Here is a 23,996-nt window from a genome sequence, read left to right as displayed (position 1 = left end):
CTTATCTTTTGTGGTCTTTAAAAGATAGTCGAGGGCATTGTAAGAAAGCCAGGAACCTTTTACCTGATATTTTGTACCATCGAGGGTGTCATTCACAAGCCTGAATACCTGCATCTGATTGGGATACAGGGGTCTGTAGGATGCCATGGCTTCCACGGCTGAAGAATACTGACGGATTATGAAATTAGCCCTGTTGTACAGAATGGCGCAGGCTCTGCAGATATCGCTGCAGTAACCATATAGTCTGTTGTTTTTACTGATTCTGAACTGCCTTGTTCTGTACACGGTTGTAATTCCCTTCGCCAAGCCTTATACTCTGTATTATAGCATATTTATAGTAAATATGCAAACATTTGTTTGCGTTAGATTTGGAGGTTTCATGGACAGTTACAAGAGGAACAGGCACTCAGTCTACCTGCTTACATACCACGTTATTTTTGTTACAAAATACATAGAAGAACAGCGCACTGATGATGTCGGTTTAAACTAAACTTGTAATATGTTTAAAGATAGGAGTGTAAAAAGTCAAAAATACGGCTTTTTACACTTTTTAACTTAAAAAAATAAAGCTTGAAAATGTAAAAAGCCGTACTTTTTAAAGAAAAATCTGTAAAAAGCCGAATGGATTAAAGCTAAAATTGTAAAAAACCGGGCACTGTAGTGTGTGCAATTTAATCATTATCCTGGATATCATCAGTTCCATAGACGTCTACCTGGGATGCCTGTCTTTTATGTTCTTCTTCTATAGCAGCATAGTGTTTAACAGTCGTATTTACGTCTTTATGTCCCAGAACATCAGCAACCATATAAATATCACTTGTTCTGTTATAAAGCGCTGTACCATACGTTCTACGGAGCTTATGAGGGGTGAGTTTTTGAGTAAGTCCTGTGTTTTTTCCATATTTTGAAATCATATATTGGATGCTTCTTATCGATAAACGCTTATGCTGAAGAGATATGAAGAGAGCAGGTTCTTCAGAATCATTGAGTAGGGAAGGGCGTTCATGATTGATATAATCCCTCAGCGTATTCCGGATAATCTCGTTTATGTAGAGATGATCTTCATCGCCGCCTTTTCTGACGATAGTAATTGTATTTTCATCAAAATTTATATCTGAAAGATCAAGCCCTGCACATTCCGAGACGCGGATTCCAGTATTTAACAGAAGAGTTACAATTGCCAGATCTCTTTTTGCAGTAGGTTCAGACATGACTTTGGAATGGTAACTAGCAGAATTCACAGCTGCAACAGAATCCATTAGAAGCTGAACCTGGTCAGGATACAGCCTTCGGATATCTTTCTTTACCTTTTCTTTCTTCTTTACAGCAGCTTTCACTGTGGGATCAATCTTAAGATAGTCATATTTGATCAGATATTTATAGTAATTCCGTACAGCCGCCATTTTTCTTGCAATTGCACGTTCTTTAGCAGGCTTTACATTGCCTTTTTTATCCGGTTTGTGGCCTGATGCAACATAATTTTGGAATTCATTGATGTCCTGAGGACCAAGATTTTCGACAACTTCAAAGGGGATATCTTTGATTTCAAGATTCTTGCACAGGGGATTCTTTTCCTTGAGAAATCCGTAGAAAAATAGAATATCCTGCGCATAATTTAAAGCGGTGCTTTCCTGATATTTGAGAAGACATTCCTCAACAAATCCATGTGTATGCTGAGGAAGAATGTTTTTAATGCTTTCAGTATCTTTACGGCGTTTCTGCCTCAATGAATTGTAATATTCTGAATTTTCACCCATGACTTAACTCCTCCGCTTTTCTAAAATAATCGTAACACAAAAGAGGAATTTTGTGCAATGATATTTGCGTTAGCAGCGCGTTCCAGCGGGAAGTGAACCCCCTGTCTGACATCGTTCTTTATTGGCTTTATTTCTTTGTTGGATATGCCGTTAATTCTTCAAACTCATCTACCGGCATAGGCTTGTAGAAATAATATCCCTGCATTTCCTCACATCCAAGACTTCCGAGGAAATCAGCCTGTTCCAGTGTCTCAACACCTTCTGCGATAATAGAAGTTCCAATAGCATGGATCATCTGGACCATGTAGCTAAGTATTGTCCGACCCATCTTTTGGTCACCTGAACCGGTAATAAATCGAAGATCAAGCTTTATGCGATCAAGGATAACTTCTTTTAACATATTCAGTGATGAGTAACCACTTCCAAAGTCGTCCATTTCAACTTCAAAGCCTGCTTCACGAAGTTTGGTTGTTGTTTTGATGATGGTATCGGAGTTTTCGACATATGCGCTTTCCGTTATCTCAATACGAAGTTGACCAGGCAATAGGTTATAGAACTCTTTTAATGTATTAAAGTGGTCGGCTACATCAGGGTTCTTTACTATATCAAGTCTTGATAGGTTTACTGATACACACAGTTGTCTGCCCTGATCATTCCATCGCTTCAAATCCTTACACACAGTGTCCCAAACGTGACAGTCAAGATCATAGATAAGCCCAGCATCTTCCAAAACCGGAATAAATTCTCCCGGAGAAATGTTTCCATCCTTCTTGCTTTTCCAGCGGCAAAGAGCCTCTGCACCAGTTATCATCCCAGTCTTATAGTTGACCTGTGGCTGATACCATACTTGTATTTCCCCAGACTCAATAGCTGCAGGAAGGCGACTTGCGATACCGGCACTTTTCCTTCCCATGTCCCACTGCTTTGGGTTATAAAACTCAAATCCTTCTTTCTTGGATTCTCTGACTTTTCTTTCTGCAAGGCGGGCATAATCAAGCATCTTATCCACGTTTATGTCTTTATAGTCATCAGGCATAAGAACATAAATACCAGAACAGAGCCTTACAACAAAGTCTTTTCCACGATCGCTAAAATAATTGCGAACAGGAGTCAAAATATATTTTTCATCCTGAAGAATCTGTTCATTGCCGCCAATACATCGAAGGATAACAAAATGATCTCCATCATACCTTCCTATAGCTTCTTTATCGGTAAGTACTTCAAGGCTTCTCTCAGTCCAAAATTTTAACAGCTCATCTCCGGCCTTCCAGCCAAAGCTGTCGTTGATGAACTTAAAGTCTTTTATGTTGTTATAGGATATCGTATACGGTGTATCAGGGTTGTTAGTGAGTAGTTCCTCAACTTTTTTACGGAATCCATTGTGGCTGAGCACACCAGTGAGAGGATCGATATCCTCCATTATCCGCATCTTTTCCTTCTGCTCTTCAAAATATGCTTTCTGTCTTAGGACAAGCATTATAACAAGAGCAGCAAAAAGGATAGTCCCAATAATAAGGAAGTACTTATATTGGTAGAGATAGTCTTCAAAAGTATATACATAAAGATCTCTGGTAGTGTAATCAAGGACTATAGCCTGTTTTTTGGTTTCAGGAATAGCTGCAATTCCTTCGTTCAGAAGTTCAATTCGTTTTTTTCCCTCTGGGGTTTCAAGAGTTCCGGCACGAAAATCCATTGAAAACATGGCAGAAGGCTGTACTTTAAAATCATTATAGGATGGCTTTTGAAGCACATAGCTCCACGCATATGAGTTATGTAAAAGTGCATCTACCTCTTCATTTCTAAGCGCTTTAATGCAATCAGCCATGGAATTGTAAAGGTTTATCGTTATTCCAGGGTATAACTGCTTTACAGTTTCTGCTACTCCGCCCTGTGATTTTAGCATGCCTACTCTGATGGTATTTATGTCAGAAATAGAGTGCTTATCTGTAGTCACAAGGGTAAATGGGGTCTGGATGAGATTGTCCGATACGATGGTCGCTTGACCAGATGCACTTGAAACAGCACTTCCAAAGGGCATAACAAGATCGTACTCAGTACTATCAAGGGCTTCCTTAAGATTTGATTCACTTATAGCTTTGAATGCGACATTGAAACCAGCTTCTTTGGCAGCGGATTCCATAAGATCAACGCCGATTCCTGCAATCTTGCCGTTGTCTTTATCAATGTAAAACATAGGACATCTGTCTACAGGCACACCGACTGTAAATTCTGTAGCAGGAGAATCAGACGAGGCATAAACAGGCGTCAAAAAGACTCCCTGATAGATTACCAGGAAAAGGAGGGCTATGCTGATAGTAGTATGGATCCTTTTTGATTTCATGATACACTCGCCTTATTGTTTGTTCTTTGCTTTAGATACTCACACTTAATTCTAACATTATTATGTTAAAATACGATAAATAATAAATAACAAATCGATAAAGGCGACTTCTAGTATTCCGGCATTGCTAACTTATGCGCATACGGGACTTGAACCAGGGATTCACGGAGCACCATTAGAACATATTATGACAACGTTTCCGCTCTATTGGCTATATTCTGCTTAAAGTTGATGACATCGTGATTGTACTCTTCATCCATGAAAGTTGAGTGAATGAGGAAATCCGCTGTGGCTTTGTTGTTGGCAAAAGGGATATCATAAACCTGCGCAATTCTCATTAGCGCCTTTACGTCAGGATCATGAGGTGCAGCAGTAAGCGGATCAGAGAAGAAAATGACAAAATCTATCTTGCCCTCTACTATCTTCGCACCAATCTGCTGATCTCCACCCAAAGGACCAGAGTTATAGCCTCTTACAGGCAGGTTCGTTGCATCGGTTATCATTCGGGCTGTCGTACCTGTTCCACATAAAAAGTGGTTCTTAAGAGTTTCCGCATTATCTTTGCACCATTGTATGAGCTCTGCCTTTTTCCCATCGTGGGCGATAAGTGCAATATTCTTCTGTTTCCCGATAGTAAGTGTAATTGTATCTGTCATAGCCGCTCTCCTTTTTTGCGTTATTTTTCAAAAAGGAACCTCTCCGGAAGTGAAACTGCAAAATCCTTAGCAAGATGCCTGAAATCGTCTGGTGTTATCGTCTGTCTCTTAGCGCCAGTCATAGATAGCGTTTTTACGAGGATTTCTGCAGACTTTTCAACTGTATGCATAAGTCCAAAGGTAAGGTCAAAATCTTCTCCGGCAGCAAACATTCCATGATGAGCCCAGATAGCCACATCATATTTTTCCATGAGCTTACTGGTTTCCACAGCAATCTCTCTGCCCCCGGGTACCATCCAAGGTACTACGCCTATTCCATCAGGGAATACCACAGGGCATTCAGTCGCCATCTCCCAAAGTTCTCTGGTAAAAGCTTCATCTGTAAGTGGCAACACAAATGTCAACGCAATGGTATTTGTGGTATGTGCATGATAGATTACTCTGTATTTTCCGTTTGTCACACGTTTTTTCACCTCATGGTTCATAAGGTGTGAAGGCAACTCAGAAGTTGGTCTCCCGCCATTGACCAGCCCCCACATAACGCGGTAGTTCTCACCTTCTTCGTCAAGCTCAATAATTCCGAAGCTGTCCTCAGGCTTTATTATAACATTTCTGAAGAACTTGCCAGAGCCTGTTACCATAAGAAACTCTCCGGCAAGGTCAGGCACTGATGTTCCAATTTCCTTCCACTCTCCGGCCTTAAACTCCTCTTTTACCAGCTCCACCTCTTCCGGCTTCATTCTGTAAGACAGATTTCCGCCGTTTCTCTCATGCCAGCCCTGTTCCCAGCCGTCATTTGCCATTCTGATAAATCCCTTTGTAAACTCAGCATCTAAAACTCTCATTGTCCTTTTATCTCCTATCATCAGACCCTCTTCGAAAGAACGTCGATTTCATATCTCTCAATTTCCTGGTACCAACTTCCATCCTGAGGAACTTTACATCTATCACAGTATTCATTCCACACCTCTCCGAAAGGCATGGTCTTAAGCTCCTCCTGCATGATCATGAGCTTCGTAAAGTTCGATTCATCCTGCAGCTTTTTTAGCTCCTCATGAGGTGTAAGAAGAGCATTCAAAAGAGCTTTCTGTGTATTTCTAAACCCAGTTACCCAGGCACCTATCCTGTTGATGGATGCATCAAAATAGTCTAATGCCATAAATACTGAGCCATCAAGTCCGCCGCAGCGCACAATCTCTTTTGCAATTTCCTTTGTCTCATCATCAAAAAGAACTACGTGGTCTGAATCCCAACGAACCGGCCTTGTGATGTGAAGAGCAATGTTTGGATAGAAAGACAAGAGCGCAGGAATCTTGTCACTTACAACCTCTGTAGGGTGATAGTGGCCGTTGTCCATAAGAGGAATGCACTTGTCAGAATGAGTTGCTGCAAAAGACAGTGTGAACTCAGCACTACCTACTGTATAGGACTCTACTCCAATTCCGAAAACCTTTGACTCAACGCAGGGCTTAACCTTATTAAAATCAAAGGGTTCGGAAAGAATCTGCTCGATAGAATCCTTATATCTGTCCCTTGGTCCCTTACGGTCTGCAGGAATGTCCTTGAAGCCATCTCCTGTCCAGATGTTCATGACACAGGTCTCGCCAAGTTCTTCTGCGATGTACTGAGAAATTCTTATACATGCCTTTCCATGCTCGATCCAGAACTTTCTTGTATCCTCGTTTGGAGAAGAAAGGGTAAGCGGGTCACATTTAGGATGAGAGAAAAAGGTAGGATTGAAATCACAACCCAGATTCCTCTCCTTGCAGAAATCCACCCACTTCTTAAAGTGTTTGGGCTCAAGTTTATCTCTGTCTACCCAGCCTCCGTTTTCATCATCAAAAATTGCATAGCAGGCATGAAGGTTCATCTTGGCTCTTCCCGGAATCAGCTTTATTACCTCATCGATATCTGCCATAAGCTCCTCTGGAGTTCTTGCTCTTCCGGGATAATTTCCGGTGGTCTGGATTCCTCCTGTCAGAGGCTTATCCGGATCTGTATCGAAGCCTCTGACATCATCTCCCTGCCAGCAATGAAGGGCAATCTCTGCCTCTTTAAGCTTTTCGATTGCTTTTTCTGTATCAATTCCAATTGCTGCATATTTTTCTTTTGCTTCTGTGTAGCTCATTTCTCATTTCCTCCTGATCTTGTATGGATTAACTCGTCCTTATCGTTTAATTATCTTATTTCGCTTTTATTCCCAGACTTTCATGCCCCATATTTCTGAATTTCAAAGCTCTCGTAAATGCAGTTTCTTGCATCCTGCAAATCCTTAAATAACCCCGCATTTATCATCTGTACCACAAGATTTCCGATGGCTGTACCTTCAATTGGCCCTGCATATACGGGAAGTCCGGTAGCTTTTGCAGTAAGTTCATTGAGATATGTGTCCTGACAGCCTCCACCTATGATATTCACATATGTGATTTCTTTTCCTGTGATCTTACCAATCTCCTTTACAGTATCTGCATAACATGCAGAAAGACCTCTGTAGACAGTCTGCATTATCTCCCCAACCGACTCCGGTACCGGCTGGTTCTTAGCCTTGCAGTACACTTTAATTGCATTTATCATGCTTACCGGCGAAAGAAAGAGCTCATCATTTACATCAATATCAGCCACAAATTTCTCACTTCCCCTGGCCAGCCTTATCAGATCCGGAAAGCTGTATTTTTTGCCATCAGCATATTCGCTCTTTCTTCCTTCAACGTACTCTGTACCATTCAGCTCACGTCTTATGGACTGTATGATCCAGAGCCCCATGATGTTCTTTAAGAATCTGTATCTATACCAGGCGCCGCCTTCATTGGTAAGGTTTTCCTGCCTTGCAGCCTCGGTGGTTATGGGCTCTTCGTTCTCAATCCCCAAAAGGCTCCAGGTTCCACTGGATAGAATTATCGAATTCTCATCCCTTGAAGGAACCGCAAGAAAAGCAGAGCCTGTATCATGGGTTGCAGGAAGAATGACTGTTGCGCAATACCCGACCTCGTCCTGTATCTCTTTTGTAAAAGAGCCAACGACAGTGCCAGGCATTGACAGCTCCCCGAAAAGATTCTGAGGTAGTCCCAGCATAGAAATAAGCTCTTTATCCCAGGTCTTTGTCCCTGCATTTACTAGGCCTGTGGTTGTGGCATTGGTGTATTCCTGTTTTCTTACACCTGTAAGCCTGTAGTTAAAATAATCCGGTATCATAAGAAGTGCGTCCGCTTTTTCAAGCACTTCCGGATCATCCTCCTTTTGAGACATCAGTTGATAAATGGTATTGAAGGACTGTTTCTGTATTCCGCACTTTTCATAGAGCTCTTTTTCGCTTATGATTGCAGAAATCAAATCGTCCATGCCCTCAGTCCTTAAGTCCCTGTAGGCCACAGCATCGCCGATCAGCTCTCCCTTCTCATCAAGAAGTACATAATCCACGCCCCAGGTATCAATCCCCACGGTCTCGGGTATCATATTCTGTCTTTTGCATTCCTTAAGACCTTCGATGATCCCCTTCCATAGATGATCCAAATCCCACACAAGATGTCCATTTTTCTTAAGCTGATGGTTATCAAACCGGTGGATCTCCCTGAGAATCATCTTCCCATCTTCTAACCAGCCAATCATGTGCCTCCCGCTGGAGGCGCCTATATCAATTGCAAGAAAATATTTATTCATATCGATACAGTACTCCTAAGCGTCAAGAAATAAGCATTTCATCTACCATTCTGATAACACGTGATGCGTTGATTTCCATCTGTCTCCTGGAGAGCTTACCTTCCTTGATAGCAGAAAGCACGTTTTCATAATCCTTCTTTCCTCCAGGCATAAACAGATCTCCACCTGCGCCCGCCACTTCATTTGAAAGCGCATTCCTGTAAATGGATCTTTTGCTGTCCATAACAGTCATAACCCAGTCAGTCATGACGATTCCTTTAAACCCAAATTCTGATCTGAGAATATCCTGTATCAGCCCTCTATGCTCAGAAGTATGCGTTCCGTTAAGCAGGTTGTAGCTTGTCATCACAGCTTTGGGCTGTGATTTTCTTACGCAGATTTCAAATCCGCGGAGATATATCTCACGCATGGCACGTTCACTTACATGGCTGTTATTGCAATAACGGTTTGTCTCTGCATTGTTTGCAGCATAGTGTTTAATGGTAGTCCCACAGCCTTTATGCTTCTGAACACCTTGGGTCACCGCCGCCGCAATGAGGCCGGAAACCAATGGATCTTCAGAGTAATATTCAAAATTTCTTCCGCATAGTATGCTTCTGTGAATATTCAGGGCAGGAGCAAGCCAGAGATTTATTCCCATCTCTTCCATTTCACTTCCTACCATATCCCCAAAGCTATAAGCAAGGTCTGTGTTAAAGCTCTGGGCAATGGCTGTTCCTATCGGGATTCTGGTAGCATAGTGTTCTCTGATCACTGCACCTTTAGGTGCCTTTTTTCCTCCTGTTACCTTTAAAGCTATGAACTTAACCAAAGGATTCATGACTTCTAGCATACTATCCGGGATCATTCCTGCACCGCTGGCATCATGAGCTCCATTTTCATCCTCGTAGTACTTTTTGGCAAGTCTGAGTCCTGCAGGACCATCAGCCATAATAAGAGGTTTAATTCCTTTTCCGGTAAGCTTGGATGTGGTTTCACCCGCAGCACCTGCGACATGGGTTGCAGCATTACCGATGATACTTAGTCCTTTCTGCTTTTCGTTGAAACTACCTATCGCAAGATAAGCAAGCTCCTCATCCGTTAATGACTTAGCTCTTTCATCCACGTCTTCTTCGACATCATATATTAGTTCCGTACAATTTATGTCATTAGAATTTATAGTCAGTTTCTGCACTTCTTCCGGAATACTCTCATTCGAATGTCTTTCCATAAAAAGATCTTTAAAGCCTGGATCTCCAAGGCAATTCCTTGCTTTTGTGACACATATGGTTTCATCAAGATTTATCACAGCAACAACATTTGTGTTGTCCGAGCTGTTTCCGCACCTTATGATATAGTCTCCCTTTTCAAGAATATATGCGCTGGTCTCTTCATCATAGGATGATAGATCAGAGAGCCTGAAAGAAATGTCTGTCTGTTCTTCGCATCCCGGTTCCAGCAGAGATGTCTTGGAAAAGCCTGCCAGTTCCTGATATGCCTTATCAAGCTTTCCATCAGGCAAAGAGACATATACCTGAACAACCTCTTTTCCTGAATAGTCTCCATCATTTTTCACATTAACGCTGACGGTTATAAAATCACCAGATGCACTTACGGATAACACCTTCTGCTCAAAACTGGTGTAAGACAATCCATACCCAAATGAGAATAAAGGCTTTTTGCACGCAGTGTCAAAATACCTGTACCCTACATATATTCCCTCTCTGTACTCTGTGTCATTCCAGTCGCCAAAAGTGCCTTCGTGACAGTAGTCTTCATAAGAAGCCCAGGTTGTGGTAAGTTTTCCAGAAGGATTCTGCTTCCCAATGAGGATATCTGCAAGAGCTCTTCCGCAGTCTGTTCCAAGCTGAGATAAAAGAAGGATATTTCCAACTTCCATTACAGGAGAAAGATCGACAGCTCCGCCTACATTAAGCACCAGCATGAAACGCTCATACATTTTGTTAAGTGCTAAAATGTCTCTGACTTCAGATGCAGCAAGCTTTACATCTCCTTCTACCACCCCTCTGTCGCTTCCCTCCCCGGAATTGCGGGAAAGAACATAAATAGCTGTATCACCCGTCTTATCAATGTGGATGCTATGCCATGGTTCTGTCATTTCCTTTCCCATGGCATACATGATCACATTCTCATGCTTTTCTTTTGCTTCTTTTTTCAGGTTTTTGTAAAAGGTATTCTTTGCAACTTTTCTGACCTGGTCATACTCATCCAGCCATTTTTTAGTTGTTATCTCAAAGCCCGCTTTTTCCAGCCCCTGCTCGATGGTATATGCAAATCTTGTATTAACCTCACCGGATCCTGTTCCGCCCATGACTGTGTATCTCATGCCGGCACCATAAGCTGCAAGCTTACATGGTTTATCAATGGGAAACTTTCCATCATTTTTTAACAGAACGGTACACTCAGCTGCATTTTTAAGCACTAAAGCGCGGTGTTCTTTTTCATACTTTTGCATATCTCTTCTCCTGTTATTGTTAGTGTTTCATTAAAAATCTGCTTTACCTGGTCCTACTTCCAATCCCTCTTTCCCCGGAAGTATTACCATTGCATCCGTGTTTGCCGGGACTTCAATGTGATAACTGTACTCACCATCATCTTTTTTATCCCATCTACAGAAAACTGTTCCATATACGCTGTCATATGAAAACTCTGCAAAATCAAAGTGTCCGCCGGGGTGAGGTGCAATGATAAAATGATTTTCTCCAACCACCCTGATTCCACACATCGCCTCAAATATCCACTGACATACAGCACCCTTGGAGTAGTGGTTCAAAGATGCGATTCCGCCGCCTTTTCCATTATTCGAATCCGGTCCATCCCAGTCTTCCCATATTGTTGTCGCTCCGGATTTCGGCATTGAAAGCCATCCGGGCTTTTCCTCATTCTCCAGAAGCTTATAAGCATATTCGATATCAATATCTTGAAGAACATATGGTAAAAGAGGTGTTGATAAAAAGCCTGTTCCTACTCTCCATTTATAGTTTTCCAGAGCCTTTATCAGTCTCTTTTTCGCATATTCAGTCTGTTTTTCATTAAGCATACCAAAGTACAAAGGTCTTACGAGTTTTGCCTGTCTGTCCGTGTCGAGAGAGTACTTTGGATCCTCAACGAGCTTTTGATAGGCACGTTTTGCACCTTCCGCATACTCTTTGTAAAGATTTATGTCTTCTGTTTTTCCAAGGGCACCGGCAATCTCAACCATAAGAGTCATGACATAGCTCATGTAAGCTGTTGAAACCTCCGGCTGTGACTTTATGAAATCCTTAAAACTCATGGCATGGACATCTGAAGGTTCTGCCCACTCGCCATAGTGCTGGCCGTTGTTGTAAATATACTTTTTTTCTTTTCCTTTTACTGAATGCTTCTCTGAATTTAACAGACTCTCTTTTCCCGCGCGTTCCATAACATATCCGGCGTACTTTTTCATTGAATCATAATATTTTTCAATGATCCTGATATCCCCGTTCTGTTTCCAAAGGCGATAAGGAATGATTACTCCCGCATCTGACCATCCCGATGATCCGTTCATTCCACGCATATATGAGTCAGTGCCACCCTCCGGTGCAATCTGAGGAAAGCACCCGTCTTTAGTCTGCCAATCGCAGAGATCTGTTTCATATTTCATGGCAAAAGGAGCGTAGTTTACCATATAACCTGCAGTGCCAATAAATATCTGGGCATCTCCGCTCCAGCCATGACGTTCTCTTGTCGGGCAGTCCGTCGGAAGATCTGCGGAATTGTTCTTAAGCGACCAGAGTGTATTCTGCACAAACTGGTTCAGAAGCCTGTTTGAACTGTCAAACTTAAAGGTCGTTTCAAAATCAGAATAAACCGCAATAGCAGTCATGTTCTCCAAATCAATATGAACATCAGATTCCACCAGTACATACTGAAAGCCAAATATGGCGAATCTTGTCTTATAGTGGTTCTGTCCATCCTTACATATGTATTTTATCTGCTGAAGTGGTGTGATGAGGTTCTTTCTAACACACTGAATATTGTGCTGAGTAAATTCTCCAGCCTCGTCCAGCTTTTCTCCAAAGCGAAGGAAAACACGCTGCCCTTCATCAGCTACAACGTCAAATTCCACGTAACCTGCAATATTCTGGCCAAAGTCAAAGATTGTTTTCCCCTGAGGCGTCCTGATCACATTCTTAACAGATAACCTCTCCTGCTCTTTGAGTGCAAAATTGTTGGATGCTGTTGGTATCACATTGTGGTATGTTTCCTTAGCAGTCCACCACTTTGCCTTCTCAAAATCTTCTCTTCTGGCATCGTAGTTTTCTCCATCCTTGTTATCTGCAAAGCGGATTGGCCCTTCATTTGTCCACTCAAAAGATTCATCAGTGCAGATTACCTGAACCTCTCCATCCTCATATGTGATCTCAATCTGGGCAAGGAGCTTCGTTTCGCTGCCATAATAATTCTTCATTCCCCAGGCACCGACCGAGCCCCTGTACCATCCGTCAGCCAGCATGAAAAAGACTTCATTCTTTCCCTGGATAATCTTATCTGTAATATCAGCGGTCTGATACTGGACTCTTTTGCGGTAATCAGTAATTCCGGGTGCCAGACAGAACTCACCTATTCTGTCTCCGTTGATACTTCCTTCATATATCCCACAGGCAGTCATATATGCTCTTGCTGATTTAACTTTCTTTTCCCCGGTCCAGAATCTTTTTCTGAAGCAGTCAACAGGGTATCTGTTCTTCTTGTTTACCTTATAATTTCCGGTGATCCATCTTGCCTTCCAGTCATCGTTATTTAAAAGACCTAGCTCAAAAGAGGCAGTATCACTCTCTTCACCCTCAATATCATTTTCGTCCCAGAGTTTTACTGTCCATTCAATCCTGTCACGACTTCCAAGTGTTTCTCCGCCCCAGATCACAAGGTGCATCTGGTCTGAGTTCACTTTCCCGGAATCCCAGACGGTTTCGTCTTCCATTTTCGCAATGATCTGATATGCGCTCTGCTTATTGCCGCCTTCACAGTTCCATGAAAGTCTGGGTCTTACTATATCTATTCCTATTGGATCAGTTAAATATTCGCACCTTAGTCTGACAGCTTTCATTATCATTTTCCTTCCTTATTTCTCTCATTAAGCTCACTCATGATCTTGCCATAAATCTTCTCCAGGTCGTAACGGCTAAAGATCACTGCCATAACAACAAGCAAAAACAGTGGAACATAGATTGAAAATGCAAAGATTCCGCCATTTACTGCAGCTGGCTGCTCAGCAACAGCTGCGCCGGAAATAAATCCACATGCGCCAAGGATCCATCCAATAAGTGATCCTCCGATTCCGGAACCAATCTTTGATCCGAAAGAGCTTGCTGAGTTACTCATTCCGATCATTCTCTTTCCAAACTTCCAGTCATTGTACTCAACACAGTTATTTACCATTGCACCCATAAGACACATGATCGGAATATTGGCAAAGGTTGCCATGCTTCCTCCGACAAGACATGAAACAAGGCTGTAAGGAGTAAATACACGGGCGATGCAGCCAACTATTCCAATAACACAGCCGATAAGACATGTTTTTGCCATTCCGAATTTCTTTGTCATCGGACCAACTAATATGAATCCAAGGAAAGTCGGGATAAGTCCAACGGCACCAAGAAGTGCCACAATGTTGTCATTTCCGAGGATATATTTTGCATAATATGCTCCGCCTGAGCTGGACAGTCCATAAGAAATGTTCATAAAAAGATTTGCAACGAGCATCAGAACCCAGTACTTGTTTTTAAACAAAAGACCTATCTCCTGGGCAAAAGACATCTTCTCTTCCTCCAGCTCATCCACTGACTTCTTTTCTTCTGAACCATTTTCCTTTGAGCTTCTGTAAAGAACGATCATGCTAAACGCTGAGATAGCTGCCATAATGACTGCCACCTTTATCCACGCTGCCTGATTTCCCCCCAAGGCATTTGTAATAGGTATAAGACCGATCGCTATGATCATACCGATGGCATAACCGAATACTGCACGGAAGATACCCATTTTGCCTCGTTCTTCAACACTGTTTGTCCTCATGGCCATCATAGCACCATAAGGTATGGCAACAGCAGTATAAACCACAGCAGTGCAAAGGATGTTGGTTAAAAGAACATATCCCGCCTGAAGCCCCGAAGCAGCTCCTGCAGGAACTGTGAAAAGCAGTACCATGATCGCTGCAACCGGTATTGCCATTATCTTAAACCACGGTCTTGCCTTACCATCCTTAAAATGAACTGAATCCATGATCTTACCCATGATAAGATCTGTAAAAGCGTCAAGTATCTTGGCTATGATCAGCATTGTAGCAACAGATGCTGCAGCCAGTCCGACCTTTTCTGTATAGAAGTAGGTCAATTGTCCTACCAGACAGCTTAGTGCATTAAGCGGTATCTGCCCAATTCCATCTCCCAAAAAATCTCCAAACCTCATGGTCTTCTGGATTCCCATTGAATCCACGCCAAGTTCTTTTTTTCTTCCCATAATAACCTCCTGATTATTGTCACGGCTTTTGCTATTTGCCATATTTCTCTTTCTATTGACAGTCTATCAGGAGCCCGCTTATCATTATTGTAATAGTATGACGCAATATTGTAATTTTGTGACTATTTGAGGTTTCCTATGGAAAATGCATTTTTTCAGGCTTTAAGCTACATCTATAATGCCACCTATGTTCCAATCCACTACTACAAAGATAGTGTATGCCTTCTTTCTTTCCCGGTAATAGATATGCCAACTGAACTGGCTTCTGCTATCAGCGGAATACTTGGCAAGTCCACAACCAGCCTATACCATTACCAGACTGAAGAAGGGCTTCATATTGGCTATGTAGGAAGCGATCTTAGCAATGAAGCTGTTGTTGTAGGTCCCGTTAGCAGTATGGCTGTGACTGATGAATTCATAGACGCTATCATCCTAAAATATGGTGTTTCTATTGAAAACAAAGACAAGATCAGAGAGTTTTTTGTTCAGACGCCGGAGTTTTCAATCATACAGTTCTTGAATATTCTTGCCATGATCAATAAAGAACTCACCGGTAACTACGTAGACATTTATGAGACTTTTAACCTCTTTGACAGAGAAAAGGAGGCGGAGGTAGGAGAAAGCCATTCTAACACCCTGTATGAGCGAAAAGAAACTGAGAACTTTCATGATACATATTTCTTTGAACAAGAATACTATGGCTACGTGGAACGCGGTGATATTGCCGGTCTTGAAGCCATGATCAGAAATATCCCCAGAATAAATGAAGGAAAAGTTGCTCCAGATTCACTTCGTCAGGCAAAAAACATATTCATCGCTTCAATGGCCCTGGTAACCAGGCACTCCATCTCAGGTGGACTTGACATCGAAACAGCCTACCAATTGTCAGATATGTATATTCAGGAGGCTGAACGTATGTCAGACGCTTCTTCAGTTACTCTTCTTAATGCCACGGCAGTTATGGACTTTACCAAGCGTGTAGCCGAATCCAAAATTCCTCAGGGAATGGAGACGGACATATATATGGCTATCCAGTACATAGCAAACCACGTCAATCAGAATATTTCAGTAGAAGATGTTGCCGCATACCTTGGGATAGACCGAAGCACTCTTTCACGAAAATTTAAAAGAGAACTGGGATTTAACATAAGCAGTTATATAATGCGCAGAAAACTGGAAGAAGCAAAGAGCCTCCTTAAATTCACTGACAAAAGCATCAGCGAGATAAGTGAGTATCTTTGCTTCTCAACACAGAGTTATTTTCAAAATGTATTTAAAAAGAAATATGGAATGACTCCAAAGGAGTTCAGAAATAGTTAAATATCCAGTTCCGAGACCATCTTGGGATACTCACGAAGCTCGCTTTCTTCATGAAGCGGATTCCATACCTGCGCGAAAAACTTATCCTTTTTGGCTCTCATTCCGTAGTTCCAGGATTTTCTTTCGCACTCATCACACCAGTGCCCACCTTCAAGAATAAGGCGTGGACTGCCTTTAAAATGATGTCCGAACTGACATGTAAACTCAAGGGGAGTTTTCCAGTCACCGGTCTTCATTTCTTTGGAATCACAACTGCCGCCTCTGAATTCCGCCGCTTTCTTCATATCCTCCAGAGTAAGCTCTGATTCGTGCTTGGATTCATCATAGCCATGGTCTATGTGTACAACTTTATCCCAATCAGTAAATTCTTCCATCTGGCTCAGCTTTTTGGGAAGCTTTTCCCAGGCCTTTTTGCTGCCCCAGTATGCATCGATATGGTCTTCCATGTTTTCATCCAGCCAGTGCTTTGTCCCATGCTCTGAATTTAAGTCTTTTTTGAAGGTTGACTTTATAATACTTCCCATGAGTTTCTGACCACCGGGAAGCTTTGTTATCACTTTACCTGCGGTAACTGCGCGGCCAAGGTCCTTTAGATATGCGTCATAAAAGTACTGCATGGAATCACTTCTGAAATGAAGGTATTTCTCCAGTTTGTCGGAATCGAGATAATACTGACCATGGAAATTCCTTGTGGCATACATCTTTGGATCGATCACCGGATCAAGGCTCTTAAAGCCCAGAACACCGTACATATCCTTGTACATTTCATAAGTGCTCACGCGGCAGCTCTCACCGCCGCCAATATTGTAGATGTGTCCCCAGAAACTCTCATCCAGGGTTCCATCGGCATCGAATGCTGCAAGATTTCTCATAGCTCTTCCGCTGTCCCTGTCAGAAGCATACTCAAGCACGTTGAAAATGCAGTTGTGGAACTGGATAGCATCACGGATCTTGGCCATAGCCGGTCCGATGATTCCTGTCTGCCTTAGAGATACCCAGTAATTTAGGCCACTATCGATAACGTAGCGCTCTGCCGCAACTTTGGAAACCGCGTAGTAATCAAACATACTTGGCTTTATCGGATCCCCGACCCTTCCCCAGTGTATAGGTGGCATTCTGTCACCGGTTTCTGCCACGGTTCCGATATATACAAACTTATAGCTATCCTCTTTACCGCTCTTCTTTATGGCTTCTATCATATTCACAACAGAACCGTAATTATTCTGCATTGCTTTTTTTGGATAATAGTCTGCTGCAGGGGACACAAATGCTGCAATGTGAAGTACCATGTCGCTGTCAGCAATACATCCGTAAACATCATCCCTATTAAGAAGATCTCCATAACGAATGGACAGACCTTCCCTGCCTTCATAACTGTCAAACAGGTTATGATTCTTTTCACTGTCCCTCACCAAAATAATGAGGTCATAGATTTTACCTATGTCAGGGAGCATCTGCTTAAAGCTCTCAAATCCCATTCCTCCACCTGCACCTGTCATAAAAACAACCGGTAACTTATTCGCACTCATATCATTCGCCTTTCATTCCTACTACTTTTGCCTTGCCATCAAGTACATCGACACAGAGCTTAATTGAGTCTCCGATTGCCCTGTCAATGTCGTCCTCTTCAACATGAAGCGGCTCGCATCCAAGTTTCTTATCAATAAAGAGATTGCTGCACTGAAGATCCGTAAACTTCACCATATGAAGTCCGCCCTGGATATTCTTTGCTGCCTGCTCCTTCATCAGCTTTTTTCCGCCCATAGCGTACATCCAGTTAGGTATTGTGATAACCTTTCTTCCCTCGCATCCAAGGTACTTATGAACGATAGCAAGCATCTCTTTCCATGTCATATTGTAATAACCGATTGGGTAACAGTGTCCTCCCTTGTTGTATTCAAGAGCTCCTGCCAGAGCCTGTCCAACCTGATGAACTGTTACCATTGTGGTTCCGCCCTTGGGATATAGCGTAGCTTTCTTCATGCTCCTGATCTGTTCTACAAGGAATACCCATACAGGCTTTCTTCCGGGCTGAGTTCCGAAAATATATGGAAGCTCCAGAACTGCTACATCAAAGCCGTCACCGGCAAAAGACATCGCTATCTCTTCCTGGTCAATTCTGCTTCTTATGTACGGATGCCACTTTGTTAATTCAAGTTCAGGCCTTGTCTTGGCAAAATAGGAAAAGTATGATCCACAGATTGCAATATGCTTAACACCGCACTCCTTGGCAATAGCAAGAAGTCTCTTAAGTGGATCTATATTGTACTTTTTGAAAAGATCATAGATTGGAGCAGGGCCTTCAACTCTCTCATCCACTCCGGCTGCAAAAACAAATCCATCACACCCGGCCATGTAACCCTTTATTTCTTCATCTGACATCTCCAGATAGTTGCCATATTCAATTTTCATTTCAGGTGGCAAGACAGCTCCCTGAGGAAGCGGAGGTAACGCAACAGATGTCACTTCATGTCCCCTCTCAATAAGCACTTTGGCTGCTTCACTTCCGAGCAGTCCTGTTCCACCAATCATAAATACTTTCATCGACTTATCTCCTTTAATCAATATTCATAAGCAGGCTTTTCTTAGGTACGCCATGCTTATTCTCAAAATTAAACAATCCCATTGTTCCCCAGTCTTCATAGTCGGCAGCCCAGTAACGGATGCCTGCAACGCCATGGGTTTTACCCCAATCGATGACATCTTTATAAATGGCTGCCTGTCCATCTTCAGTATTTGCATATCCCTTTGTAGCCTTGTTCCATCCGGCAAAAGCCCCGGACATCTCTCCTGAAGGATATGCAAACTCTCCGATAAACACGGGTACATGGCACTTTTTGTTTATGGCCATAACAGTCTTTTTAAACAGAATCGTGGAATCTGCATACATGGATGGAGCACTAGGATAATAGCTGATCCCCGCAACATCCACGGAATATCCATTCTTTGCAAGGCAGTTAAAATATTTTGCACAGGAATTAGGAGTCATAACCACAGTTGCAATATGAGTTGAAAACTTAACATTGGAGGAGTCAATTCCGAGTTCTTCGTATGCTTCCAGGATTCCCTCTTTTACAGCCGCAAACTCGCTTGCATTGTATCTCCAGATATTCTTCTCTAACCATCCGGGATTAAACAGTGGGAGTAGATATCTCATAAAATCCGGAACTCCGGCAAGCTTTTCATTTACAGCTGTCTTAAGCCCAAGGCTGACTCCTGCAAATCCAAAGTTAGCTTCATTTCCAAGATTCCAGTTCTCCACTGTGCATCCGGTATTCAATATCTCTTTTGCCAGGAACCTGCCATATGCTTTAAGCAGAATATTTATCTCATCTAGCGAAAGCTCAGACCAGTCCTTCCCATTTTGAAGAGCAAAAAGCTCGGGATACTCATCAAACTTTGGGGCCTGCTGCTTTTCCATATCCATGTAGGTGTATGCACACATTACCTCAGGATTAATAGGGATATTTAATTTGGCTGCCAGCTTGCAAAGCTCTATGGCCTGATCAAAAGTATGAACGTTGGCATTGGTATCAACCTCTCCATCAGTCACATCCTCATCTGTTATGTGCCTCTTTGTGGCTATGCGCACATACATTTCTGTAGCGCCTTTATCTATATATAACTGCTCCAGTTCTTCTATGGAGCTTATCTGCCTGCCTTCATACTCATAGGTGTATCCTTCGTCAAAAGCCCTTGCTGTAAACGGGCTGACCGATAGCGCCATTCTGAAATTCTCATTATTATCAGCCGCTGCGTATCCGATTTCTGTGTATAAGAATTGAGCAGTAAGAACTTTAAGCACAACACATATAACTATCAGAAGTATTGCAAGGCCTACCTTATGGCCTGTCTTCATTTTCTTTAACCTTTCAAGAAAACCTGTCATTTTTTCCTTCATTTACAACCTCCAAAAAATCTCCATTTGCAATAACAAGTCACTGTATGTATAATATGGACACCGTGTATTATTTACAACTTGCAATATTCTTTAAAACGTCGTAAACAATACATATTTTTTAAAAGTGTACGAAGTTAACAGTTTTTTTAGATTTGGGAGATGGATAATGGCGACCAAGAACAACCGAAGAACCGTAATCACAAAGAAGATCTTAAAAGAATCATTACTGGAGCTTATGCAGAATAAGCCCGTCTCAAAGATCACCATAAAGGAAATATGCGACCTTTCAGATATGAGCAGATCAACGTTCTACCTCCATTATCAGGACCAGTTTGAACTTTTGGAGGACATAGAAAAAGAGGTCCTCGAAAAGACCTTCGAAAACCTCAGAAAAATTGACAGTCCCATGAACACCATGGAATCCATCGAAGCATTTTTAAATTATGTAAAAGAGCATCGGACCACTTTTGGAGTACTCCTCTGCCAGCCGGAAAACGAACTCTTTCAGCAGAGCATTATTTCCAATGTGCAGAAATATGTTCAGGAATCAGCTCCCGAAATAGATGAGATTCCCACTGCGCGATACGTATACACCTTTATTATGTATGGAAGTCTTAACGTAATAAAGATTTGGATACACAATAATTTTGACGCAGATACACATGATCTGGCTGAAGTCATATATCATTCCTGTAATAATATTGCACAAAGCCATAAATGAATTCTTACGAAGCTGTAAACCGTTATTTCCCACATATATTATTGGCGCGCTTACAGAAATTTGCTCCAGGGATTCACGGAGCACCATTAGAACATAAAAAAAGTGTTCCGACGCTATATGAGTCATCGGAACACCATAGACCGACGCAGCATGGCATTTCCATCCTTGCAATAGTAACATCCCTTATGTCCTTGTTACTGATAACTTCTGTCAGTTTCTCAGTGTAATCTCCCTCATCCGGTTTGGGACATCCGATCATTGTAAACCTGCCTTGCATCAGAAAAAGAAAAGTATAAAACTTTATTCGACAGGGTAAATGAAACAACAATACTATAAAATTCGAGGCATTTAAGCTCTCTTATGTTTAAAGTGATGCTGTCTGGGTTTGTGCTTAAATGCAACTATGTTTAGAGGCTTTTCATCCTTTTTTGCATAATTCTCATATGCCTTCTTATAGTGTTTCTGTCCGGCCCAGATATCGTCAGCTACAGGCGCCCACTCTTTTGCGTAATCATCACACTTTGCACACAGATGCTCAACACTTTCTTCGGATTCTTCATTTGTACCATGAGCTTCTGATCTTTCGACCATATCCCTTAAAAGAGCCGGATTTTCAAGCATAGGGCACGGTCTTAAATGGTTCTTATTGAAAGGCTGGCCCTTATGGTATTCCATGAAAAGAGGACTTTGAAGCATCTCAAGTATTGAATGTGTATGTATATTGGTGTTGGAGAAGTGGACAAATACGCATGGTTCAGCATCTCCACTTGAATTGATGTGGAAATAGTTTCTTCCGCCTGCGATGCAGCCACCGACAGCTTCACCATCATTCTGGAAGTCCATAGGGAAGAATCCCAGGTCACATTTGACGCTTCTAAGGAACCTTATCTGATCCACCATCTTCTTTCGCTGCTCTACTGTAGGCATAAGCTCAGGAACAGCATTGTTTCCAACCGGCATGTAGTGGAAGAAAAATCCGAATCTAGCACCTTTTTCAGCAATGAACTCGATGAACTTGGGATCAGTCACTGCCTCGATGTTGTTTCTTGTATAGCAGATGGAAGTTCCATAAACTATTCCGTACTTTTTGAGTAGATCCATGGCATTCATTACTGCATCATAATGACCAAGGCCACGTCTTGCGTCATTAGTCTCAGGAGTTCCCTCGATAGAAAGCTGGAATGTGAGATTTCCAAGCCTTACAACTTCTTTACAGAAATCCTCATCAATAAGTGTTGAATTGGTATAGATAGAGAACTCAACATCATTGTGCTTTTCTGCCAGTTTCAAGATATCTTTCTTCCTTACAAGAGGTTCTCCTCCTGTCATCATGTAAAGATATACTCCCAGCTCTTTTCCCTGGGTAACGATTTTGTCCATATCTTCAAAAGACAGATTGTGCTTAGGTCCATAAGTACCTGACCAGCATCCCGCACAGTGCATATTGCAGGCGCTTGTAGGGTCAAAAAGAATAAGCCATGGGATATTGCATCCGTATTTTTCCCTGTTTGCCCTGATCATTTTTGTGCCTCTGAAAAATGCCTCATAGCCAAGATTGAGCATCATCATCTTTGCAACATGCGGATCTGTCTCATCTATTACTTTATTCAAAAACTTAACCCATCTGTTATCCGGATCTTTAAATGCCGCTCTTACTTTATCAAGGCTTTCTTTTCTGGCTCCATCTTTACCCCAGAATTTCTCTGCCTGGTCAACAAGCTTAAGATAAGTAGCAGTCCTGTTCTCCGTTTTATCGAGATTTGCAAGGAACCTGTCAATCAGTATGCTAAAAGCCTGTCTTTGTACTTTGTGAGAAATGTTTTTTGCTAATTCCATACTTGTTATGCCTCCCCAAACGATGCTACAATTATTCTGATGTAACAAGTGTAACGCCACAGCATATTAATAACAATGGCTCTACCATCGGACATGACAATATTTCGTTTAAGTGAACCGATGTTACATTCTTGCATTTTTTGTAACGTCGAGAGGGAGAAAAAATGAAAAGCTCAAAAGAATCTTTAACAGAAATGCAAAAAAAAGAAGTTCTGAGGATGAATAATAAGGAGTCCAATCAGCTGACAAGAGAGTGTCTGCAGCTTTCGCTTATGCATCTAATGAGCGAACACCCTTATGAGAAGATCACCATCAGCGAGATAGTACGCCGTGCAGGAGTATCAAGGACGGCGTTCTATCGAAACTATACAGATAAAGAAGATATCCTGCATGAGCTTGGGGATGAAATAATAAAGCGTATAGCGGAGATCAGCGAAAAGCCCGAACTGCACGAAAACCCACATCTGTGGTTCGAAGATATTTTTCGGGCTGTCAAAAACGATAAAGATATAATATCTCTGTTTGACCAAGCCGGAATTCTTCAGAATGAACTCTTTCTTGAAAAAGCGGTCTCAGAGCGGCTCTATCCTACAGCTGACCCAGAAAAGAAGTATCTCAGACTTGCTGCCGAAGCTGCCATTTTACAAATACTCATAAGCTGGTTCAGGGATGGGATGCAGGAAGACGAAAAACAAATGGCTGATATCTGCGTAAATATCTTTGATAACGCTTTGAGCAGACTGCCATAATTAACAAGGACCTCTTCTAACATGAGACATGATCCTTCCTGGCGTAAACGAAGTAATTCTTGCGCATATGAAGCTTGACCCCGGAATTCCCTTAGCACCAATAGAACATAAAATTCGGATATAATGCTCATTCCAGCAAACTGGAATTGTTAGCACTCTGTCTTATTGCACCGGAGGCATAAAACATAAAATGCAATCGCCAGAAACTGTGATACCACAGACACAGTGACAAGATACACAGGATTCAAATCATACAGGGCACCGAGAAGCCAACTGCCCAGAAACCACGCAATACCAAATCCTGTCTCAAATATTCCGAAACCGGTGCTTCGCATGGAACGCGGGACGATTCCGCTGACAGCTGCTTTCATAATACTTTCCTGCGCACCCATTCCAATCCCCCACAGAATTATCCCAGCTCCGATCAACCAGGCATTTCCAGTCATAAAAACAAAATATGAGAAGAATGTGCTGCATAGTGTGGAAATGATCAGAGCCTTCAGCCCGACCTTATCATAAAGCCAGCCAAAGAATAGTGCAGCAAAGGCATCCACAGCCATTGCCCCAGCATATAGCAG

Annotated in this window: 17 protein-coding genes and 2 pseudogenes; 3 read left to right on the top strand and 16 right to left on the bottom strand. The window is 42.2% G+C overall.

What is annotated here, in order from left to right; translation table 11 throughout:
- The 10 genes and pseudogenes from G610_RS0114390 to G610_RS0114340 form a co-directional block, all read right to left on the bottom strand.
- A pseudogene (locus tag G610_RS0114390) lies at positions 1-306 on the bottom strand (RNA-guided endonuclease InsQ/TnpB family protein); the annotation flags it as partial.
- Between the two features lie 365 nt (positions 307-671).
- The gene (locus tag G610_RS0114380; protein ID WP_026525340.1) at positions 672-1,757 is read right to left on the bottom strand and encodes a tyrosine-type recombinase/integrase; all 1,086 of its coding nucleotides are present in this window, start codon (positions 1,755-1,757) and stop codon (positions 672-674) included.
- A gap of 127 nt (positions 1,758-1,884) precedes the next feature.
- Entirely contained in the window at positions 1,885-4,098 is a 2,214-nt protein-coding gene (locus G610_RS0114375) for an EAL domain-containing protein (RefSeq protein WP_026670696.1), read from the bottom strand.
- A gap of 185 nt (positions 4,099-4,283) precedes the next feature.
- Complete coding sequence (locus G610_RS0114370; protein ID WP_024864895.1) at positions 4,284-4,754, bottom strand: methylglyoxal synthase; 471 nt, start codon at positions 4,752-4,754, stop codon at positions 4,284-4,286.
- Positions 4,755-4,774: 20 nt separating this feature from the next.
- On the bottom strand, positions 4,775-5,599 hold the full coding sequence (gene rhaD, locus G610_RS0114365) for a rhamnulose-1-phosphate aldolase (RefSeq protein WP_026519493.1): 825 nt from the start codon (positions 5,597-5,599) through the stop codon (positions 4,775-4,777).
- A 20-nt stretch (positions 5,600-5,619) separates the two neighbouring features.
- Positions 5,620-6,882, bottom strand: a complete 1,263-nt coding sequence (locus G610_RS0114360) for an L-rhamnose isomerase (protein WP_024864893.1) — start codon at positions 6,880-6,882, stop codon at positions 5,620-5,622.
- A gap of 80 nt (positions 6,883-6,962) precedes the next feature.
- Positions 6,963-8,411 carry a rhamnulokinase gene (gene rhaB / locus G610_RS0114355; RefSeq protein ID WP_026519492.1) on the bottom strand — a complete coding sequence of 483 codons (1,449 nt, stop codon included), beginning with the start codon at positions 8,409-8,411 and terminating at the stop codon, positions 6,963-6,965.
- A 22-nt stretch (positions 8,412-8,433) separates the two neighbouring features.
- On the bottom strand, positions 8,434-10,866 hold the full coding sequence (locus G610_RS0114350; RefSeq protein WP_024864891.1) for a beta-glucosidase: 2,433 nt from the start codon (positions 10,864-10,866) through the stop codon (positions 8,434-8,436).
- 30 nt (positions 10,867-10,896) lie between these two features.
- On the bottom strand, positions 10,897-13,488 hold the full coding sequence (locus tag G610_RS0114345; protein WP_049945245.1) for a family 78 glycoside hydrolase catalytic domain: 2,592 nt from the start codon (positions 13,486-13,488) through the stop codon (positions 10,897-10,899).
- A complete protein-coding gene (locus tag G610_RS0114340) occupies positions 13,485-14,891 on the bottom strand; it encodes an MFS transporter (protein WP_024864889.1) in 1,407 nt (468 codons plus the stop codon). The genes G610_RS0114345 and G610_RS0114340 overlap by 4 nt, the downstream gene beginning before the upstream one ends.
- A 138-nt stretch (positions 14,892-15,029) precedes the next feature.
- On the opposite strand from G610_RS0114340, the gene G610_RS21080 reads away from it, so the two are divergent.
- Positions 15,030-16,211, top strand: coding sequence for a helix-turn-helix domain-containing protein (locus tag G610_RS21080; RefSeq protein ID WP_024864888.1), 1,182 nt, complete (start codon positions 15,030-15,032; stop codon positions 16,209-16,211).
- On the opposite strand, the gene G610_RS0114330 is transcribed toward G610_RS21080, so the two are convergent.
- Genes G610_RS0114330 through G610_RS0114320 form a run of 3 tightly spaced genes read right to left on the bottom strand, consistent with a single transcriptional unit; the run spans position 16,208 to position 20,112 of the window.
- The gene (locus G610_RS0114330; protein WP_024864887.1) at positions 16,208-17,740 is read right to left on the bottom strand and encodes an NAD-dependent epimerase/dehydratase family protein; all 1,533 of its coding nucleotides are present in this window, start codon (positions 17,738-17,740) and stop codon (positions 16,208-16,210) included. The genes G610_RS21080 and G610_RS0114330 overlap by 4 nt on opposite strands.
- 1 nt (position 17,741) lies before the next feature.
- The gene (locus tag G610_RS0114325) at positions 17,742-18,755 is read right to left on the bottom strand and encodes an NAD-dependent epimerase/dehydratase family protein (RefSeq protein WP_024864886.1); all 1,014 of its coding nucleotides are present in this window, start codon (positions 18,753-18,755) and stop codon (positions 17,742-17,744) included.
- 13 nt (positions 18,756-18,768) lie between these two features.
- Positions 18,769-20,112: a glycosyl hydrolase 53 family protein gene (locus tag G610_RS0114320; protein WP_196804240.1), complete on the bottom strand. Its 1,344-nt coding sequence runs from the start codon at positions 20,110-20,112 to the stop codon at positions 18,769-18,771.
- 166 nt (positions 20,113-20,278) lie between these two features.
- Between G610_RS0114320 and G610_RS0114315 the strand changes: the two genes are divergently transcribed.
- Positions 20,279-20,833: a TetR/AcrR family transcriptional regulator gene (locus G610_RS0114315; RefSeq protein WP_024864884.1), complete on the top strand. Its 555-nt coding sequence runs from the start codon at positions 20,279-20,281 to the stop codon at positions 20,831-20,833.
- A 136-nt stretch (positions 20,834-20,969) separates the two neighbouring features.
- On the opposite strand, the pseudogene G610_RS0114310 reads toward G610_RS0114315, so the two are convergent.
- Positions 20,970-21,098, bottom strand: a pseudogene (locus tag G610_RS0114310) (4Fe-4S ferredoxin); the annotation flags it as partial.
- A gap of 83 nt (positions 21,099-21,181) precedes the next feature.
- Complete coding sequence (locus G610_RS21075; RefSeq protein ID WP_013282476.1) at positions 21,182-22,669, bottom strand: radical SAM protein; 1,488 nt, start codon at positions 22,667-22,669, stop codon at positions 21,182-21,184.
- A gap of 164 nt (positions 22,670-22,833) precedes the next feature.
- Here G610_RS21075 and G610_RS0114300 point away from each other — a divergent pair, with 164 nt between their 5' ends.
- Entirely contained in the window at positions 22,834-23,418 is a 585-nt protein-coding gene (locus tag G610_RS0114300) for a TetR/AcrR family transcriptional regulator (RefSeq protein WP_013282475.1), read from the top strand.
- A 149-nt stretch (positions 23,419-23,567) separates the two neighbouring features.
- Here the strand turns inward: G610_RS0114300 and G610_RS0114295 are convergent.
- On the bottom strand, positions 23,568-23,996 hold a 429-nt coding region (locus G610_RS0114295), incomplete at its 5' end, for an MFS transporter (RefSeq protein ID WP_026525337.1).

Source organism: Butyrivibrio sp. MB2005, assembly GCF_000424285.1.
In the GTDB taxonomy this organism is placed as follows: Bacteria; Bacillota; Clostridia; order Lachnospirales; family Lachnospiraceae; genus Butyrivibrio.
The sequence above is the reverse complement of the archived record's forward strand: the minus strand, read 5'-3'. Positions and strand labels throughout refer to the sequence as shown.

Coding starts and splice junctions, on each gene's coding strand:
- G610_RS0114325 (WP_024864886.1), bottom strand. CDS start 18,755: ATGAAAGTATTTATGATTGGTGGAACAGGACTGCTCGGAAGTGAAGCA.
- G610_RS0114370 (WP_024864895.1), bottom strand. CDS start 4,754: ATGACAGATACAATTACACTTACTATCGGGAAACAGAAGAATATTGCA.
- G610_RS0114345 (WP_049945245.1), bottom strand. CDS start 13,488: ATGATAATGAAAGCTGTCAGACTAAGGTGCGAATATTTAACTGATCCA.
- G610_RS0114375 (WP_026670696.1), bottom strand. CDS start 4,098: ATGAAATCAAAAAGGATCCATACTACTATCAGCATAGCCCTCCTTTTC.
- G610_RS0114315 (WP_024864884.1), top strand. CDS start 20,279: ATGGCGACCAAGAACAACCGAAGAACCGTAATCACAAAGAAGATCTTA.
- rhaB (WP_026519492.1), bottom strand. CDS start 8,411: ATGAATAAATATTTTCTTGCAATTGATATAGGCGCCTCCAGCGGGAGG.
- G610_RS0114330 (WP_024864887.1), bottom strand. CDS start 17,740: ATGAGTGCGAATAAGTTACCGGTTGTTTTTATGACAGGTGCAGGTGGA.
- rhaD (WP_026519493.1), bottom strand. CDS start 5,599: ATGAGAGTTTTAGATGCTGAGTTTACAAAGGGATTTATCAGAATGGCA.
- G610_RS21075 (WP_013282476.1), bottom strand. CDS start 22,669: ATGGAATTAGCAAAAAACATTTCTCACAAAGTACAAAGACAGGCTTTT.
- G610_RS0114340 (WP_024864889.1), bottom strand. CDS start 14,891: ATGGGAAGAAAAAAAGAACTTGGCGTGGATTCAATGGGAATCCAGAAG.
- G610_RS21080 (WP_024864888.1), top strand. CDS start 15,030: ATGGAAAATGCATTTTTTCAGGCTTTAAGCTACATCTATAATGCCACC.
- G610_RS0114320 (WP_196804240.1), bottom strand. CDS start 20,112: ATGAAGGAAAAAATGACAGGTTTTCTTGAAAGGTTAAAGAAAATGAAG.
- G610_RS0114380 (WP_026525340.1), bottom strand. CDS start 1,757: ATGGGTGAAAATTCAGAATATTACAATTCATTGAGGCAGAAACGCCGT.
- G610_RS0114350 (WP_024864891.1), bottom strand. CDS start 10,866: ATGCAAAAGTATGAAAAAGAACACCGCGCTTTAGTGCTTAAAAATGCA.
- G610_RS0114360 (WP_024864893.1), bottom strand. CDS start 6,882: ATGAGCTACACAGAAGCAAAAGAAAAATATGCAGCAATTGGAATTGAT.
- G610_RS0114300 (WP_013282475.1), top strand. CDS start 22,834: ATGAAAAGCTCAAAAGAATCTTTAACAGAAATGCAAAAAAAAGAAGTT.